The following is a 16,885-nucleotide window of genomic DNA, read 5'->3' as shown; positions in this document are numbered from 1 at the left end:
AGGGCATGGTCAGATCCTCGCGAAATCGACCCTGCCAGTTAAAAACTGTTACCTATGTGCGTGAACTGATTTGTAACCCATGTGGGTGAGTCATACCGGCGAAGGCCTTTTGCTTACTTTTGGGCCTTTCCAAAAGTGAGCCGCTGTAAGAGCGGAACCCTAAGTGGCCGTTACCGCAGCAATGGATATGTACTCCGACCAAAAAGCTCCAGCGCCCGACACATAGCCTTCGCGAGCAAGCCCGCTCCCTCATTTGGACCGCATACACCCACCAAAACTCGGACGCCTGCGAAAAAAAGCGATCGCAGGCAAGCCAGCTCCCACAGTAGAGCCGGTTTACACCCGGTAAAAATCGCCCGACCGCCAGTCCGTCACGGGAGCAAGCTCCCTCGCCACAGGTCCAGCAGCAATGCACAAAGTTGTGTAGATACCTATGCCGCGATGACGCCAGCAGATTCAGCGCTTGACCAACTGATACACGCGCTCTTCAAGCCGCGTAACGCCATCCTGCACAAACTTCCAGCTCTCGCCCAGGATGTCCTGCTCTTGCAGCACCTGCAGCGCCCAGCGCTCGCCTATCAGCAACTGAACCTCTTCATCCGTCACCGCGAACGGAGGACCCGCCTTCTGCACTTGCTCGTAGTCCAGGGTAATCAACAAACCCTGGCAGCCTGATGGCAACCACGTATTCAGGTGATCGGTGTACTGCGCCCGCATCAGCGGCGGCAAGGCGATCAGCGCCGCGCGATCATAGAGCGCTGCACAATCGGCCAGCACCTCGGCATCCAATGCGAAGAAATCGCCGCACCAGATCTCGATCAAATCCGCCTGATACACCTTGAACACACCCCGCTCGGTGATTCGCGGCGTCAGATCCTGCTCATTGAAAAACGCCTCGACCGCCTGCTCGGACAGCTCCACCCCCACTACTCGCAGGCCTTGGCTGGCCAGCCACATCAGGTCCAGGCTCTTGCCACACAACGGCACCAGCACCTTGGCGCCTTCGGCCAAGGGTGGCCAGTGCCGTTGCAGGTAAGGGTTGACCTCGGGCAAGTGAAAGCCGATCTGATTGCGCGCCCAGCGCTCCCGCCAAAACTTAGGCTCCATGGATCACCCCGAAAATTCGATCAAATAGTGCTAAAACTTATATTAGATTTAGATCAATGATCTGATTGAAGATGGGCCCATCTTAACGCTCAGGACCCTTCTTATGCTCCCTAGCCTGTTTATCTCCCATGGTTCGCCCATGCTCGCCCTGCAACCCGGCGCCAGCGGCCCGGCATTGCAGCGCTTGGCCGCGCAACTGCCGCGCCCGCAGGCGATCGTGGTGGTCTCGGCGCACTGGGAAAGCCATGAACTGCTGGTCAGCGGCAGCGCCGCACCGCAAACCTGGCACGACTTCGGTGGCTTCCCGCGTGAATTGTTTGCGGTGCAATACCCGGCGCCCGGCGACCCGCAGTTGGCCGGCGAGATTGTCGAGTTGCTGCACGCCGACGGCCTGACTGCGCGCATCGATGAACGTCGTCCCTTCGACCATGGCACCTGGGTGCCGTTATCACTGATGTACCCGGCGGCGAATATTCCGGTGGTGCAGGTTTCCCTGCCCAGCCGCATGGGCCCTGCCCTGCAGACGCGGGTCGGGCATGCGCTTGCCAGCCTGCGTGAGCACGGCGTGCTGCTGATCGGTTCGGGCAGCATCACCCACAACCTCGGCGAGCTGGACTGGCACGCCGGGCCGGAGAGCATCGAGCCGTGGGCACGGGATTTCCGCGATTGGGTGGTGGACAAGCTGGCAGCCGATGACGAAAGCGCGCTGCATGATTATCGGCGCCAGGCACCGCATGCCGTGCGTAGCCATCCGAGTGACGAGCATCTGTTGCCGCTGTACTTCGCGCGCGGCGCTGGTGGGGATTTCAGCATCGCGCACCAAGGCTTTACCATGGGTGCCTTGGGGATGGACATCTATCGATTCGGCTAACACAGGTTTAAATGTGGGAGCGGGCTTGCTCGCGAATGCGTTGGTTCAGTAAAAAATTTTGTGACTGACACACCGCATTCGCGAGCAAGCCCGCTCCCACAGTTGACCGAGTGATCTTCCTTAAAAATCAGGCAAAAAAAATCCCCGAACCAGTCGGGGATTTTTTATGTGCGATCAATCAGCCCAGGGGCGGATCAATCTTCGCGGTAGCGACGCAGCTTCAGCTGCTTACCGGCAACGCGAGTGTCTTTCAGCTTGGCCAGCAGTTTTTCCAGACCGTCTTCCGGCAGCTCCACCAGGGAGAAGCTGTCACGGACCTGGATGCGACCGATGGCTTCACGTGCCAGGCCACCCTCGTTGAGGATAGCGCCCAGCAGGTTCTTGGCAGCAATACCATCACGCGCGCCCAGCGCGGTACGGCAACGAGCACGGCCTTCAGCCAATGGAACCGGAGCACGACGCTCACGATCACCACGGTCTGGACGGTCGCCAGTACGCTCTGGACGATCACCGCGTGGCGCGTTGTTCGGAACCAGTGGGCGCTCTTTCTCGATCGCAGCCAGGGTCAGGGCTTGACCGTTGGTTGCTTTGCGCAGCAGGGCTGCAGCCAGGGCACGCGGGGTGCAACCGATATCGGCGGTCAGGCGGTCCAGCAGGTCGCCGTGGGTCGATTCAGCGTCAGCCACCAGTGGCGCCAGGCTGTTGGTCAGTTTCTTGATGCGCGCATCCAGAACAGCTTGTGCATCCGGCAGGCGCACTTCGGCAACTTTCTGACCGGTTACACGCTCGATCACTTGCAGCATGCGGCGCTCACGTGGAGTCACCAGCAGCAGTGCACGACCTTCGCGACCCGCACGGCCGGTACGGCCGATACGGTGAACGTAGGACTCTGGATCGTAAGGCATGTCAACGTTGAACACGTGGGTGATACGTGGAACGTCAAGGCCACGAGCGGCAACGTCGGTCGCTACAACGATGTCCAGACGGCCATCCTTGAGGGAGTCGATCACGCGCTCACGTTGGTTCTGGGCGATGTCACCGTTCAGCGCAGCGGCTTTGTAGCCTTTGGCTTCCAGGGCACTGGCCAGGTCCAGGGTCGCTTGCTTGGTGCGCACGAACATGATCAGGGCGTCGAAGTCTTCGACTTCCAGCAGGCTCAATACAGCCGAGGTCTTCTGGTCAGCGTGAACCAACAGGTGAGCCTGTTCGATCGCGGTAACGGTCTGGGTCTTGGTCTGGATCTTGACGTGCTCTGGGTCACGCAGGTGACGCTCGGCAATGGCACGGATCGACTGTGGCAGGGTAGCCGAGAACAGTACGGTCTGACGGGTTGGTGGCAGTGCCTTGAAGATGACTTCCAGGTCATCCATGAAGCCCAGCTTCAACATTTCGTCAGCTTCGTCGAGAACCAGGTGGTTCACGGTCGACAGGACTTTTTCGTCACGACGCAGGTGGTCGCACAGACGGCCCGGCGTGGCGACAACGATCTGTGCGCCATTACGGATTGCTTTCAGTTGTGGGCCCATAGGCGCGCCGCCGTAAACGGCCACAACGGTTACACCTGGCATTTGCTTGGCGTAGGTTTCGAAAGCGGTTGCTACTTGCAGCGCCAACTCACGGGTTGGCGCCAGGATCAGGGCTTGCGGCTCGCGCTTGGCAGGATCGATGCAGTGCAGGATAGGCAGGGCGAACGCGGCGGTTTTACCGGTACCGGTTTGCGCCTGGCCAATCATGTCTTTGCCGGCCATGATGATCGGGATCGATTGCTGCTGAATCGCCGAAGGTTCTTCGTAGCCAGTCGCGATGACGGCAGCAAGAATGTTCGGGTTAAGATTAAAAGCGGCGAAGCCGCCGGTTTCCTGGGTCATGGGTCTGCCTCTAAGTGCATCCGCAAAGACCCATGCTCCAAAGCTGCGCATGCCGTGTTGAGACTCAAGAGTCGCCCTGGCTGCTTTGTCGGCGGGGATTTGCGAAAACGAATGAAAGAAAAAAGATTCGTCAAGGAAGAGTCCGCTGTGCGGACGTGCAGCCGAAGCTGACTTCGGGGAATTGCGCTACCTAAACGCGGCCCGGTTAAAGGCCGGCGCGCACTATACCGGAAATAGCTGAAAAAGGGAGCTTTTTTTATCGCAAAGCGCCGATAAACCGCGCTGCGTCACAGTCTTTGCAGATAAGTCCCACAGGGTCTATTTTTCAAAGGCCCGGCCCTGCTGGTCATAACGCTTAAACGGTTCACCCAACCCTTCAGGCCCTTCGGTCTGAAACCTCTCCCGCGCCCGAGGGCACACCCGATGAATCAAGCCAGCAGCAGTCGCGTCAGCCGTGAATTACAGGGCCATGTCTTGCTGCTGGGCCTGGACCGGGTGGCCAAGCGCAATGCTTTCGACCTGGATCTGCTCAATGAGCTGAGCCTGGCGTATGGCGAATTTGATCGAAATGATGAAGCCCGAGTGGCCGTGGTATTTGCCCACGGCGAGCACTTCACCGCCGGGCTCGACCTGGCGAATGTCAGCAGCGTGATGGCCGGGGGCTGGCAACCACCGTTGGGCGGCTGCGATCCGTGGGGCGTGTTCGCCGGCCCCAGGGTCGGTAAACCGGTGATCGTGGCGGCCCAGGGTTATTGCCTGACCATCGGGATCGAGTTGATGTTGGCGGCGGATATCAACCTGTGCGCGAGCAACACGCGCTTTGCGCAGATGGAAGTGCAGCGTGGGATCTTTCCATTTGGCGGCGCGACGTTGCGCTTTCATCAGATCGCCGGCTGGGGCAATGCGATGCGCTGGCTGCTCACCGGCGATGAGTTCGATGCCCATGAGGCGCTGCGCCTGGGGCTGGTGCAGGAGGTGATGGCCAGTGAGGACTTGCTGCCCCGCGCCATCGCGCTGGCCAACCGTATTGCGCGACAGGCGCCATTGGGGGTGCAGGCGACGTTGATGTCGGCGCGCTTGGCACGGATGGAAGGCGAAACCGTGGCGGCAGCTGCATTGCAGCCGATGGTGGATAAACTGCTGAATAGCGAGGATGCCAAGGAAGGTGTGCTGGCGATGGTGGAGAAGCGGCCAGGGGTGTTCAAGGGGATTTGAGTTGACTGTGAGGGCCTCTTCGCGGGCAAGCCCGCTCCCACATTTGGACTGCATTCCCCTGTTGAAATGCATTCCCCTGTGGGAGCGGGCTTGCCCGCGAAGGGGCCAGTTCAGGCAATCAAGTAGCCGGCCGGAGAGCCTTGATCAAAGGCTGCAACGAATACCCTAATCGTGGTGCCAGGGCCTCGGCACGCGCCGTCAACGCTTGCATATCCAGCTCCTGATCCAACTCCGAAGGCACCAGCAAAATCACATTGCCCTCCTTCACCGGCAGTTCCCAGTAATGCCGGTGGTACAACCCGCGCAGCAACGCCGCACCCAACGGTTTGCCGTCGTCGGTGGCCCACTGGTTGATCACCAGCCAGCCGCCGGGGTTGAGTTTCTTCTGGCAGTTTTCCAGGAAGGTCCAGGCCAGGTGCCCGACGCCAGGGCCGACATCCGTATACAGATCGACGAAGATCAGGTCGGCCGGCTCAGCGGTTTCCAGCAATTGCAGGGCGTCGCCGATGCGGATGTACAGGCGCGGATCGTCGTCCAGCCCCAGGTACTCAATGGCCAGGCGCGGCACGTCAGGGCGCAGCTCGATGGCTTCGACATCTTCCAGTGGCAGGAATTTCAGGCACGCCTGGGTCAGCGTGCCGGCGCCGAGCCCAAGGAACAGCGCGCTCTCCGGCTGCTCATGGCACAACGCACCGATCAGCATCGCGCGGGTGTAGTCGTACTCCAGCCAGCTCGGGTCGGCGGTGAACACGCAGCTTTGCTCGATGGCATCGCCAAACTCGAGAAAACGGTAATCGGCCACTTCGAGCACGCGGATCATGCCGAAGTCATCATGGACTTCGGCCAACAGGCGCTCGACACGCTCCTCGGTCATCACTACTCCTAAAGGGTTTACCGCACGGCAAGGGCGCGATTGTCGGCCAACCGGCGGCAACAGGTCACGCACTAATTGCTGATAACATTGGCGCCCGACCGTCAATCAGCCAATCGAGTTCATGATGAGCCAACCCTGGAGCCCCGACAGCTGGCGCGCCCTGCCGATCCAGCAACAACCCCAGTACCCGGACGCTGCACACCTGTTGCAAGTGGAGCAGAGCCTGGCCAGCTACCCACCGCTGGTGTTTGCCGGGGAAGCCCGCGAGTTGCGCCGTCAGTTTGCCGAAGTGACCCAGGGTCGCGCGTTCCTGTTACAAGGCGGCGACTGCGCCGAGAGCTTTGTGGAGTTCTCCGCCGCAAAAATCCGCGACACCTTCAAGGTACTGCTGCAAATGGCGATCGTGATGACCTTCGCCGCCGGCTGCCCGGTGGTGAAAGTCGGGCGCATGGCCGGCCAGTTCGCCAAGCCGCGTTCGGCCAACGATGAAACCATCGACGGCATCACCCTGCCCGCCTACCGTGGCGACATCGTCAACGGCATCGGTTTCGATGAAAAAAGCCGCGTGCCGGACCCGGATCGTCTGTTGCAGTCGTATCACCAGTCCACCGCCACCCTCAATTTGTTGCGAGCCTTCGCCCAGGGCGGTTTTGCCGACCTGCACCAGGTGCACAAGTGGAACCTGGACTTTATCGCCAACTCCGCCCTGGCCGAGAAGTACAGCCAACTGGCCGACCGCATCGATGAAACCCTGGCCTTTATGCGCGCCTGTGGCATGGACAGCTCGCCGCAACTGCGCGAAACCAGCTTCTTCACCGCCCACGAAGCGCTCCTGCTCAACTACGAACAAGCCTTCGTACGCCGCGACAGCCTGACCAACGACTACTACGATTGCTCGGCGCACATGCTGTGGATCGGCGACCGTACCCGCCAGCTGGACGGTGCCCACGTCGAATTCCTGCGCGGCGTGAACAACCCGATCGGCGTCAAGGTCGGCCCGAGCATGAACCCCGACGACCTGATCCGCCTGATCGACATCCTCAACCCGGACAACGACCCCGGCCGCCTCAACCTGATCGCGCGCATGGGTGCCGGCAAGGTCGGCGACCACCTGCCAAACCTCATCCGCGCCGTACAGCGCGAGGGCAAGCAGGTACTGTGGAGTTCCGACCCGATGCACGGCAACACCATCAAGGCCAGCAGCGGCTACAAGACCCGCGACTTTGCGCAGATCCTGGGCGAAGTGAAGGAGTTCTTCCAGGTCCACCAGGCTGAAGGCAGCTATGCCGGCGGGATTCATATCGAGATGACCGGGCAGAATGTCACCGAGTGCATCGGCGGCGCGCGACCGATTACCGAGGATGGCTTGTCAGACCGTTATCACACCCACTGTGATCCGCGGATGAATGCGGACCAGTCGCTGGAGTTGGCGTTTTTGATTGCCGAGACCTTGAAGCAGGTCAAGCGCTGAGAGTTTAGTTGCCTGCGCTGACGCCTTCGCGAGCAAGCCCGCTCCCACACTTGACTGCATTCCAAAGCTGAAACCCGGTCAAATGTGGGAGCGGGCTTGCTCGCGAAGGCGGCCTAAAAGCCAACATCCATATCAAGCATGGCTGCTCTTAACCGGCCAGCACTCGCCCGCTGGCAATTCAACTGCACCCGCTCCAACCCCAGCCAATCCGCCATCTGCCGCAAATTCAACGCCAACGCCAGCATCCCCTCCTCGTCCAACCCCGGCTCCTCCTCATGCACCGCATGCACTGCCAGGCAACCATTGGCGCGCTCCGCCCGCAAATCAACCCGCGCCGCAATCCGTTCATTGTGCAAAAACGGCAGCACGTAGTAGCCATACACCCGCTTCTCCTGCGGCGTGTAGATCTCCAGCCGATAACGGAAATCGAACAGCCGCTCGGTGCGACTGCGCTCCCAGACCAGCGAATCGAACGGTGACAGCAACGCGCTGGCTGGCACTTTGCGCGGCACTTTCGCCGCCGGCAGGCAGTACGCCGCCTGCTTCCAGCCTTGCACCTGGCATGCCTGCAGTTGCCCGTCTTCCACCAACTCCGCGAGGCGATTGCGGCTGTCGGCGGGGTCCAGGCGGAAGTAGTCGCGCAGGTCCTTTTCCGTAGCCACCCCCAAGGCGGTGGCGCTGTGCAGCAACAAGCCACGCAACGCTTCGGCTTCGCCTACGCTGGCGTGCAGGAACTCGCCAGGGATCACCCGTTCCGGCAGATCGTAGAGGCGCTCAAACCCGCGCCGACCGGCCACGGTGACCAGCCCGGCGGCAAACAGCCATTCCAGCGCGTGCTTTTCCTCACTCCAGTCCCACCACGGCCCGGCGCGCTCTTCACGGGTGGACAAGCTGCCCGCCCCGACGGCGCCTTGCTGCTCAACCGTCTTCAGGACGCGCTGGATAATCGCCTGTTGTTCACGCCCAAAGCGCGCCATCTGCGCGTAAATCCCCTGGCCTTGCCGTGCCCGTTCCATGCGCCAGCGCATCAATGGGTACAGCGCCATCGGCAGCAGCGAGGCCTCATGCCCCCAGTATTCAAACAGCGAGCGCCGCCGCCCCTGGCTCCAGGCGGCCTGTTCAAGGATCTGCGCAGAATAGTTGCCCAAGCGGGAAAACAGCGGCAGGTAGTGCGAGCGCACCACGGCGTTGACCGAATCGATCTGCAACACACCCAGGCGTTCGATCACGCGATTGAGGTGTGCGGCCTTGATCTGTGCAGGCGCCTGGCGCCCGGAAAAACCCTGGGCTGCCAGCGCCATGCGGCGAGCTTGCTTAAGTGAGAAAGACAGGTCGGCGGGCATGGGACTCTCCGTGTGGGCGCGCCGACCACCCTACTGCATCCACGGTCATTTTCGCAGCGGATCTTGCCAGGTATGCAGGCGGCGCTCACGCTCCACATCCGCGCGGCGCAGCCCGATGTCCTTGAGCGCGTCATCGCTCAAACTCGCCAACACCTGGCGTTCCTGCCAGCGGGCCAGTGCATTCAGCACGCCGCTAAATGGGCGCTTCGCCAGCAATACAAAACCTTTTTGACCTTTCATCTTTTCGCCCTCCCTTGGGGATGGCACAAGTGTGTGGCCCGGCTTATGATCAATCCAACGAATGTTTCTTATGCAACACATCTCAGAGATTGATGAATTGTCAGGCTACCCCAGTATCGATACCGAAGTACTGCGCACCTTCGTCGCCATCGCCGACCAGGGCGGTTTTACCCGCGCCGGCGAACAGGTCAACCGCACCCAGTCGGCGGTGAGCATGCAGATGAAACGCCTGGAAGAAGATGTGTTGCAGCGCAAGCTGTTCGAACGCGATGGCCGCCAGGTGCGCCTGACCCCCGAGGGCCAAGTGCTGCTGGGTTATGCGCGGCGCATCCTGAAACTGCACAGCGAGGTGTTCAATACCCTGCGCGAGCCGCATATGATCGGGCTGGTGCGCATCGGCACGCCGGACGACTACGTGATGCGTTTTCTGCCGGGGATTCTCAAGCAGTTTTCCAAGGCCTACCCGCTGATCCAGATCGAGTTGCACTGCGAGTCGTCAACGGTGCTGATGCAGCGCCGCGACCTTGCCTTGACGGTTATCAGTCGCGAACCCACCAAGGAAGTCGGCGAGTTGCTGCGCACCGAACGCATGGTGTGGGCGGCGGCGCCGTGTTTCTGCGTGGACGAACATGCCGCCCTGCCGCTGGCGATTTCCGGCCCCGACTGCCTCTACACCCAGTGGGCCTGCTCGGCACTGGACGCCATTGGCCGGGACTATCGCCTGGCCTATCACAGCTCCAATGTCGCGGCGATCCAGGCGGTGGTCAACGCCGGCCTGGCGGTGATGGTCAGCATGGAAAGCCTGGTGACCGAAGACCTGCGTGTGCTGGGCAGTGAGCAGGGGTTCCCGTCACTGCCGTCGATGAACCTGCACTTGCTGCGCAACCCGCTGATGGCCTCGCCCATTACCGCATGCCTGGCCGATTACATCATCGAAGGTTTCAGACTTTAAAGGTCAGCATCACCGCGCACACGATCAGGAAACCGCAAAACAGCCCGCGCAGTACCCGCTCCGGCAAGGCATGGGCGACTTTCACCCCCCAACTGATACTGAGCAGGCCACCGACCGCCAAGGGCACGCCGATCAACCAATCCACTTCGTGGTGCCAGGCGTACGTCACCAGGGTCACACCGGTGCTGGGCAATGCCAGGGCCAGGGACAGGCCTTGGGCGACGACTTGGGTGGTGCCGAACAGGCTGGTCAGCACGGGCGTCGCAACCACCGCGCCGCCGACGCCAAACAACCCGCCCATGGACCCGGAAGCCGCACCCAGCACCCCGAGCCATGGCCAGGAGTAGCGCATCTCGGCCGTTGGCGGCGCATTGCGTGTGAACATGCGCAACAGGTTGTAGGCCGACAGCGCCACCAGGAAGGCGATAAACCCGATACGCATCGCCCCCGCATCCAGGCCCACCGCCCAGATCGAGCCCAGCCACGCGAAGCAGAACCCCATGATGCCCAGCGGCAGGGCATGGCGCAGTTGAATACGATTGCGCTGGTGGTAGCGCCACAGCGCGAGCATCACGTTGGGCACCACCATCACCAAGGCAGTGCCTTGGGCTATTTGTTGATCCAGGCCGAAAAACACCCCCAGCACCGGGATGGCAATCAGCCCGCCGCCGATGCCGAACAAACCGCCCACCGTGCCCAAGGCCACGCCCAATACCAGGTACAACGCTAAATCCACCACAACTGGCCACTCCACAATCCCAAGGCCTGCATGCTACGCAGTCCGCTCTAGCACGGAAACGCACAGCAACGCACAATGGCTGTGCCGATCTCGCATAAGCGCCTGCCATGAACCCGAATACATTGACCGACCAATTGAGCCTGTTCCTCGATGTGCTGGAAACCGGCAGCTTTTCCGCCGCCGCGCGCCGCCATCCCCTGACGCCCTCGGCGGTGGCGCGGCGTATCGACAGCCTGGAAAATTCCGTGGGCAGCCGCCTGTTCCAGCGCAGCACCCACGCCGTGGTGCCGACCCCGGCGGGCCTGGCGTTTGCCGAGCGTGCGCGGCGGATTGTCAGTGAGTTGCAATTGGCGCGGGCCGAAGCGGTATCCCTGAGCCATGCGCCCGAGGGCTTGATTCGGGTAGATGCGCCAGCCGCGTTTGGCCGCCGGCACTTGGCGCCGGTGATCGCCGACTTCCTCAACGTGTATCCAGGGCTGGACGTGCACCTGCACCTGATCGACAGCTTTGTGGATATGCAGGGCGCGCACTTGGGCAAGGTTGACCTGGTGCTGCGCGCCGGGCATATCGTCGACACCCGGCTGATTGCCACGCCCCTGGCGAGTATCGTGCGCATCGCCTGCGCCAGCCCGGCCTACTTGAAAAGCCGCGGTACGCCGCGCCATCCACGCGATCTTTGTGAGCATGACGGGCTGGACTGGGATGGTCTGGCGCCGATGTTCGCCTGGCGTTTCGAACTGGATGGGCGCCGCGCCACCTATCGCCCGCAGCGCATCCGCATGAGCGCCAACAACGCCGAGGCCCTGCTCTCCGGCGCCTTGGCCGGACTGGGTATCGCCCATTTGCCGACGTGGCTGGCCAGCGAATACCTGGTGCGCGGCGAACTGGTGCCGCTGTTTTGCGAAGACGGCCTGCCAAGCCCGGAGACCACCGGTATCTACGCCCTGCGCCTGGAACAACAGCCCAACGCTCGCAGCCGATTGTTGCTGGAATACCTGAAAACCCGTTTCAGCCCGGTACCGCCGTGGGATCTGGCGTTGCAGAGCGGTTTGGTCTGACTGCGCGGCCAGAATTATCTGGCGCATTAAACATTTGCCCGCTAGATTCCAGCCCATAGATGCTTTTGCGAGGTACCCCATGAGCAAAAATCCCGCCCCATGCGAATCCCTGATGCTGGACAACCAACTGTGCTTCGCCCTGCACTCCACGTCGCTGCTGATGACCAAGGTCTACAAGCCGCTGCTGCAAGCCCTTGGCCTGACCTATCCGCAATACCTGGCCATGATGGTCCTGTGGGAAGAAGACGGTTTGACCGTCGGCGAAATCAGCAGCCGCCTGCTGACGGATCCGGGCTCACTCACCCCGCTGCTCAAGCGCCTGGAAGCTGAAGGGCTGCTGAGCCGCACGCGCAGCCGTGAAGATGAACGGGTGGTGGTGGTGGAACTGACCGACACCGGGCGCGCCCTTCAGGAGAAAGCCATGGGCATTCCGCAGTGCATCCTTGGCGCCAGCGGCCTGGAGTTGGAGCAGTTGCGCAAGTTGCAGGAAGACCTGATCGCGTTGCGCAGCAATCTGCAGGCCAGCGTCTGACGCAATAGACCAGCCACCCAAACCTGAAGTGTGGGAGCGGGCTTGTGTGGGAGCGGGCTTGCTCGCGAAAGCGTAGTGTCAGTCACTGGATCTGTTGCTGCCCCACCGCATTCGCGAGCAAGCCCGCTCCCACAATTGAACTTCGCAGATCTCAAAAATAGTTTGTAAATTTATCTTGCGCGCAAACCATTAGCGCTATACATTCATCTTACCAACTACTTAGCGCGCTAATATTTAGCGCTACACACCCAAGAGGACGACACCATGCAAACTCTCTATACCGCAGTAGCCACCGCCACCGGCGGCCGTGATGGTCGTGCGGTTTCCAGCGACAACATCCTCGACGTCAAACTCTCCACTCCCAAGGAACTGGGCGGCGCCGGTGGCCAGGCCACCAACCCTGAGCAACTGTTCGCCGCCGGCTACTCGGCTTGCTTTATCGGCGCGCTGAAATTCGTCGCCAGCCAGACCAAACGCAAAATCCCGGATGACGCTTCGATCACGGCCCATGTGGGCATCGGTCAAATCCCCGGTGGTTTCGGCTTGGACATCGACCTGCACATCAGCCTGCCCGGCCTGGATCAGGAGGACGCGCAAAGCCTGGTCGACGCGGCCCACCAGGTGTGCCCGTACTCCAACGCCACGCGCGGCAATGTGGATGTGCGCCTGCACGTCACGGTCTGATAAACAGACGCCCATAAAAAAACCCGACGCTAAGTCGGGTTTTTTTCGTATCGGCGGGGCCAGAATTACTTCTTGGCGCGACCTTTGTACGAACCGCCTTCGCGGGTGTCGATCTCGATCAGGTCGTCGATCTCGATGAAATCAGCAACTTGCAGCTCGGTACCGTTAGCCAGCTTGGCCGGCTTCATGACCTTGCCCGAAGTGTCGCCGCGAGCGGAACCTTCGGTGTAGGCAACTTTACGCACGATGGTGGTCGGCAGCTCTACGGAAACCAGACGCTCTTCGAAGAAGATAGCTTCGCAAACGTCGGTCATGCCTTCTTCGATGAACGGCAGAACGGCTTCGATATCTTCAGCGTTCAGCTCGTACATGGTGTAGTCGGTGGTGTCCATGAACGTGTAGGTGTCGCCGCTGATGAAGGACAGGGTCGCTTCTTTGCGGTCGAGGATTACGTCGTCCAGTTTGTCGTCGGCGCTGTAAACGATCTCGGTCTTGTAACCGGTCAGCAGGTTCTTCAGCTTGGTCTTCATGATTGCGCTGTTACGACCAGACTTGGTGAACTCAGCTTTCTGAACCAGCCAAGGGTCGTTTTCGAGACGGATCACTGTACCGGGTTTCAGTTCTTTACCAGTTTTCATTGCATATATCCGAAATTTGGATGGGATTTACAAAATTCAAGGTGGCGTATCATATCCAACTTTCATAAAACTGTACCAGCGCCGTCGCAAGATCGGCCTGCAAGGCCTGTTCCAGACACCAGGATTCGGCGTGCTGGCTGAGCTCTGGCCCGTGCTCAATGAGCATTTTCCACGGTTGTGCCATATCGCCCTGCGTGTTCCAGGCTTGCCACAGCGCGACCAGTGCCGCCCGCGCCGCTGGCGACAACGCGGCGGTGTACAGCGCCAGAAACGCGTCGAGCTTGTCGAGGTGAATGTCTTCGTCCTGCCGGTAGATGTGCCACAACAGCGGCCGGCCGGCCCATTGCGCCCGTACGAAGGAGTCTTCGCCGCGCACCGCATTGAACTCACAGCACCACAGCAGGCGGTCATATTGGTCCTGGCGCACAAACGGCAGCACCTGCAGCGTCAGGGCATCGCGCTGATGCACGTCGCCCACCGCCAGCTCCTCGACACCCAGCCAACGCTGCACATCACCCAGGATGCGCCCTTCCGGCACCAATAGATGGGTGGTACGCCCGTCCGTCGATAACACGTCCAGCCACGCGGCGAGCCCGGCGTTTTCGTAGGCAAACAGCGAGATCAGCCGCGCACCCGTTGCAGGAAATACGCCCAGGGTTTGCAGGAATTGTTGCTGCGCGGCGGTATCCTGCTGAAACGCCCGACGCTGCTCAAGCAACCCAGCCTCACGCAACAGGCCCCCCGTTCCCGGACGGAAACCGGGAAAGAAGAAGTACTTCTGCACGCCCTTGTACTTCACCGAGGGCAACCGGTGACAGCCCACCACCCAATCCTCGGCGCTCAGGTAATCCAGGTTCATCCACAACGGCGGGCGTTCGCGCGCGGCCATGGCGTCCATATAGTCAGGCGGCAGTTGGCAGGCGAACGCGGCAATCACCACATCCGCCGCTGCCGCGCCCTGCCATTCGGCCGGCCAGTGGCGCACTTCGACGCCGGCCTGCCATTGCTGGTCCACCTGAACATCGATCTCCGGGCACATGCGCTCGAACGCACGCAGGTCATCGACCCACAAACGCACATCGCAGCCATGCTCTGCCACCAATTGCCGGGCCAGGCGCCAGGTCACGCCGATGTCGCCGTAGTTATCGACGACGCTGCAAAAAATATCCCAGCGGGCTTTCATTCCGGGCTCCAACGCTTAAAGGCTCGATTGTCCGTATAAATGCGCCGATGCAGAAGACTTGATCGCGATTATTCTGCACGGTGGCTGTGCGACAATCGCCGCCATGCCGCAAATGCCTGCCAGGAGGCCGCCATGTCTGATCGTCCGTTGTCGTTGTTCAAGCTCAGTGCCGCCATCGCGTTTGGCGTATGGCTGGGGTTTGTCGCCATTGCGCTGACCGCCTGGTTGGCGTCGCGCTACCTGTTCCCAGAAAGCCTGGCACCGGTGGCACAGGCGGTGCAGCAACTGGGCAAGCCGGTAGAGGTGGCGCCTGAACCGCCGAACCGCATGTTCGAGCAGTATCAACAGAACCTGCACAAGCAGGAACAGCAACAAACCCTGGACCAGGCCCGCAACAATGCGCGCAACCTGTCCAACTCCAAATGCCAGTTCTGGCTGCAACAGGACCAGAACGCCCCCAACGAAAAGACCCGGGCCAATGTCCTGCAATTCTGCGATTGATGACCATGAATAAACACGCCGTCCATTCACTGATCCTGGAAAAGCTCAGCATCGATCTCGACATCGCCCAACGCGCTGCGCAAACCGCCTACGAAACCGCGACCCACGAAGAAAACATCGCCGAGAACAAGTACGACACCCTGGGACTGGAAGCGTCCTACCTCGCGGCCGGGCAAGCCAAGCGCGTCGAAGAGATCAAGCAGGCGCTGACGCTGTGCCAGAACCTGCCACTGCGGGCCTACGATGATCAGCGCGGCATAGAAATTGGCGCGCTACTGGGCCTGGAAGACGAGAACGGCCGCCAGCAGTGGCTGTTCCTCGCGCCGGACGGCGCAGGCTTGAAGGTGGATGTGGTGGGGCAACCGGTGACCGTCATCACCCCGCGCTCGCCCCTGGGCAAAAGCCTGCTGGGCAAGTTCGAAGGTGATGAGGTGGAGATTCTGGTGGCGGGCGCCCGGCAACACTTTACGGTTACCGAGGCCAAGTAAGGGAGTGACCGTGGCGAGGGAGCTTGCTCCCGCTGGAGTGCGCAGCGCTCCCAAGATCTTGGGGCCGCTTCGCAGCCCAGCGGGAGCAAGCTCCCTCGCCACAGAAGCCCCCCCTCGTCTTTGCGGTGTTAGTGGACAGGCAGTTCAACGCCTTCGAACAGCTCTTCCAGTTCCTGCTTGTTGTGGCACTGGATCGCCTTCGCCATGACTTCGCGGGTCAGGTGCGGGGCGAACTTCTCGATGAAGTCGCACATGAAGCCACGCAGGAAGGTGCCGCGACGGAAGCCGATCTTGGTCACGCTGGATTCGAACAACTCGCTGGCATCGAGCACCACCAGGTCTTTATCGAGATTGGTGTCCACCGCCATCTTGGCGACGATACCCACGCCCAGGCCCAGGCGCACGTAAGTCTTGATCACGTCGGCGTCGGCGGCGGTGAACACCACTTTCGGCGTAAGACCGCGATGGCTGAACGCTTCGTCGAGCTTGGAACGGCCGGTGAAACCGAACACGTACGTCACGATCGGGTATTCGGCCAGGGCTTCCAGGGTCAGTTTCGGCAGCTTGGCCAGCGGGTGACCTTGCGGCACCACCACGCAACGGTTCCAGCGGTAGCACGGCATCATCACCAGGTCACCGAACAGCTCCAGGGCTTCGGTGGCAATCGCGAAATCGACGGTGCCATCAGCGGCCATCTCGGCGATCTGCATCGGCGAACCCTGATGCATGTGCAGGGCCACGTCCGGGTATTGCTTGATGAAGTCGCGGATCACCGGCGGCAACGCGTAGCGTGCCTGGGTGTGGGTAGTGGCGATGGACAGCGTGCCCTTTTTCTCGTTGGAGAATTCCTGGGCAATCTGCTTGATGCTTTCGACTTTACGCAGGATCTCGCCAGCGGTGGTGATGATGCGCTCACCGGCCGGGGTCACACGGGTGAGGTGCTTGCCGCTGCGGGCGAACACCTCAACGCCCAGCTCGTCTTCGAGCAGGCGGATCTGCTTGCTGATACCGGGTTGCGAGGTATAAAGGCTTTGAGCCGTAGCGGAAACGTTGAGGTCGTGGTGCGCCACTTCCCAGATGTAGCGCAGTTGTTGAAGCTTCATATGTATCCCTCAAAGCAG

General features: G+C 61.1%; 18 protein-coding genes. 9 read left to right on the top strand and 9 right to left on the bottom strand.

Annotated features, from left to right (window positions below; genetic code table 11):
- Positions 1–456: 456 nt before the first annotated feature.
- Positions 457–1,107, bottom strand: a complete 651-nt coding sequence (locus ACZRMO_RS05035; RefSeq protein WP_463972106.1) for a thiopurine S-methyltransferase — start codon at positions 1,105–1,107, stop codon at positions 457–459.
- 103 nt (positions 1,108–1,210) lie between these two features.
- On the opposite strand from ACZRMO_RS05035, the gene ACZRMO_RS05030 reads away from it, so the two are divergent.
- A complete protein-coding gene (locus ACZRMO_RS05030) occupies positions 1,211–1,978 on the top strand; it encodes a DODA-type extradiol aromatic ring-opening family dioxygenase (protein WP_463972105.1) in 768 nt (255 codons plus the stop codon).
- 194 nt (positions 1,979–2,172) lie between these two features.
- On the opposite strand, the gene ACZRMO_RS05025 is transcribed toward ACZRMO_RS05030, so the two are convergent.
- On the bottom strand, positions 2,173–3,846 hold the full coding sequence (locus ACZRMO_RS05025; protein WP_463972104.1) for a DEAD/DEAH box helicase: 1,674 nt from the start codon (positions 3,844–3,846) through the stop codon (positions 2,173–2,175).
- A 423-nt stretch (positions 3,847–4,269) separates the two neighbouring features.
- Between ACZRMO_RS05025 and ACZRMO_RS05020 the strand changes: the two genes are divergently transcribed.
- Entirely contained in the window at positions 4,270–5,061 is a 792-nt protein-coding gene (locus ACZRMO_RS05020; RefSeq protein WP_463972103.1) for a crotonase/enoyl-CoA hydratase family protein, read from the top strand.
- Between the two features lie 118 nt (positions 5,062–5,179).
- Here ACZRMO_RS05020 and ACZRMO_RS05015 read toward each other — a convergent pair whose 3' ends face one another.
- Positions 5,180–5,935, bottom strand: a complete 756-nt coding sequence (locus ACZRMO_RS05015) for a spermidine synthase (protein ID WP_463972102.1) — start codon at positions 5,933–5,935, stop codon at positions 5,180–5,182.
- A 124-nt stretch (positions 5,936–6,059) separates the two neighbouring features.
- On the opposite strand from ACZRMO_RS05015, the gene ACZRMO_RS05010 reads away from it, so the two are divergent.
- Entirely contained in the window at positions 6,060–7,406 is a 1,347-nt protein-coding gene (locus ACZRMO_RS05010; RefSeq protein ID WP_124527722.1) for a class II 3-deoxy-7-phosphoheptulonate synthase, read from the top strand.
- A gap of 113 nt (positions 7,407–7,519) precedes the next feature.
- Here ACZRMO_RS05010 and ACZRMO_RS05005 read toward each other — a convergent pair whose 3' ends face one another.
- A complete protein-coding gene (locus tag ACZRMO_RS05005; RefSeq protein WP_463972101.1) occupies positions 7,520–8,749 on the bottom strand; it encodes a winged helix-turn-helix domain-containing protein in 1,230 nt (409 codons plus the stop codon).
- 45 nt (positions 8,750–8,794) lie between these two features.
- Entirely contained in the window at positions 8,795–8,989 is a 195-nt protein-coding gene (locus tag ACZRMO_RS05000) for a DUF1127 domain-containing protein (protein WP_177414103.1), read from the bottom strand.
- 70 nt (positions 8,990–9,059) lie between these two features.
- On the opposite strand from ACZRMO_RS05000, the gene ACZRMO_RS04995 reads away from it, so the two are divergent.
- Complete coding sequence (locus ACZRMO_RS04995; RefSeq protein ID WP_463972100.1) at positions 9,060–9,941, top strand: LysR family transcriptional regulator; 882 nt, start codon at positions 9,060–9,062, stop codon at positions 9,939–9,941.
- On the opposite strand, the gene ACZRMO_RS04990 is transcribed toward ACZRMO_RS04995, so the two are convergent.
- Complete coding sequence (locus ACZRMO_RS04990) at positions 9,931–10,680, bottom strand: sulfite exporter TauE/SafE family protein (RefSeq protein ID WP_463972099.1); 750 nt, start codon at positions 10,678–10,680, stop codon at positions 9,931–9,933. The genes ACZRMO_RS04995 and ACZRMO_RS04990 overlap by 11 nt on opposite strands.
- Positions 10,681–10,787: 107 nt before the next feature.
- Between ACZRMO_RS04990 and ACZRMO_RS04985 the strand changes: the two genes are divergently transcribed.
- The 3 genes from ACZRMO_RS04985 to ACZRMO_RS04975 all read left to right on the top strand — a co-directional run bounded on the left by ACZRMO_RS04985 (position 10,788) and on the right by ACZRMO_RS04975 (position 12,954).
- A complete protein-coding gene (locus ACZRMO_RS04985; RefSeq protein WP_463972098.1) occupies positions 10,788–11,738 on the top strand; it encodes a LysR family transcriptional regulator in 951 nt (316 codons plus the stop codon).
- Between the two features lie 79 nt (positions 11,739–11,817).
- Positions 11,818–12,270 (top strand): MarR family winged helix-turn-helix transcriptional regulator, encoded by a 453-nt coding sequence (locus ACZRMO_RS04980; protein ID WP_463972097.1) that lies wholly within the window; start codon positions 11,818–11,820, stop codon positions 12,268–12,270.
- Positions 12,271–12,534: 264 nt separating this feature from the next.
- The gene (locus ACZRMO_RS04975; RefSeq protein ID WP_463972096.1) at positions 12,535–12,954 is read left to right on the top strand and encodes an organic hydroperoxide resistance protein; all 420 of its coding nucleotides are present in this window, start codon (positions 12,535–12,537) and stop codon (positions 12,952–12,954) included.
- Positions 12,955–13,019: 65 nt separating this feature from the next.
- On the opposite strand, the gene ACZRMO_RS04970 is transcribed toward ACZRMO_RS04975, so the two are convergent.
- Both ACZRMO_RS04970 and earP read right to left on the bottom strand, forming a co-directional pair.
- A complete protein-coding gene (locus ACZRMO_RS04970) occupies positions 13,020–13,592 on the bottom strand; it encodes an elongation factor P (protein WP_257780243.1) in 573 nt (190 codons plus the stop codon).
- A 49-nt stretch (positions 13,593–13,641) separates the two neighbouring features.
- Positions 13,642–14,775 carry an elongation factor P maturation arginine rhamnosyltransferase EarP gene (gene earP / locus ACZRMO_RS04965; RefSeq protein WP_463972095.1) on the bottom strand — a complete coding sequence of 378 codons (1,134 nt, stop codon included), beginning with the start codon at positions 14,773–14,775 and terminating at the stop codon, positions 13,642–13,644.
- Between the two features lie 132 nt (positions 14,776–14,907).
- On the opposite strand from earP, the gene ACZRMO_RS04960 reads away from it, so the two are divergent.
- Positions 14,908–15,276 (top strand): hypothetical protein, encoded by a 369-nt coding sequence (locus tag ACZRMO_RS04960; RefSeq protein ID WP_463972094.1) that lies wholly within the window; start codon positions 14,908–14,910, stop codon positions 15,274–15,276.
- Positions 15,277–15,281: 5 nt separating this feature from the next.
- The gene (locus tag ACZRMO_RS04955) at positions 15,282–15,764 is read left to right on the top strand and encodes a GreA/GreB family elongation factor (RefSeq protein ID WP_463972093.1); all 483 of its coding nucleotides are present in this window, start codon (positions 15,282–15,284) and stop codon (positions 15,762–15,764) included.
- Positions 15,765–15,892: 128 nt separating this feature from the next.
- Here ACZRMO_RS04955 and cysB read toward each other — a convergent pair whose 3' ends face one another.
- Positions 15,893–16,867 carry an HTH-type transcriptional regulator CysB gene (gene cysB / locus ACZRMO_RS04950; RefSeq protein WP_017734418.1) on the bottom strand — a complete coding sequence of 325 codons (975 nt, stop codon included), beginning with the start codon at positions 16,865–16,867 and terminating at the stop codon, positions 15,893–15,895.
- Positions 16,868–16,885: the final 18 nt, after the last annotated feature.

It is taken from the genome of Pseudomonas sp. B611 (genome assembly GCF_055407965.1).
Note: the sequence above shows the minus strand (reverse complement) of the source record. Positions and strands in the feature narration are given on the sequence as shown.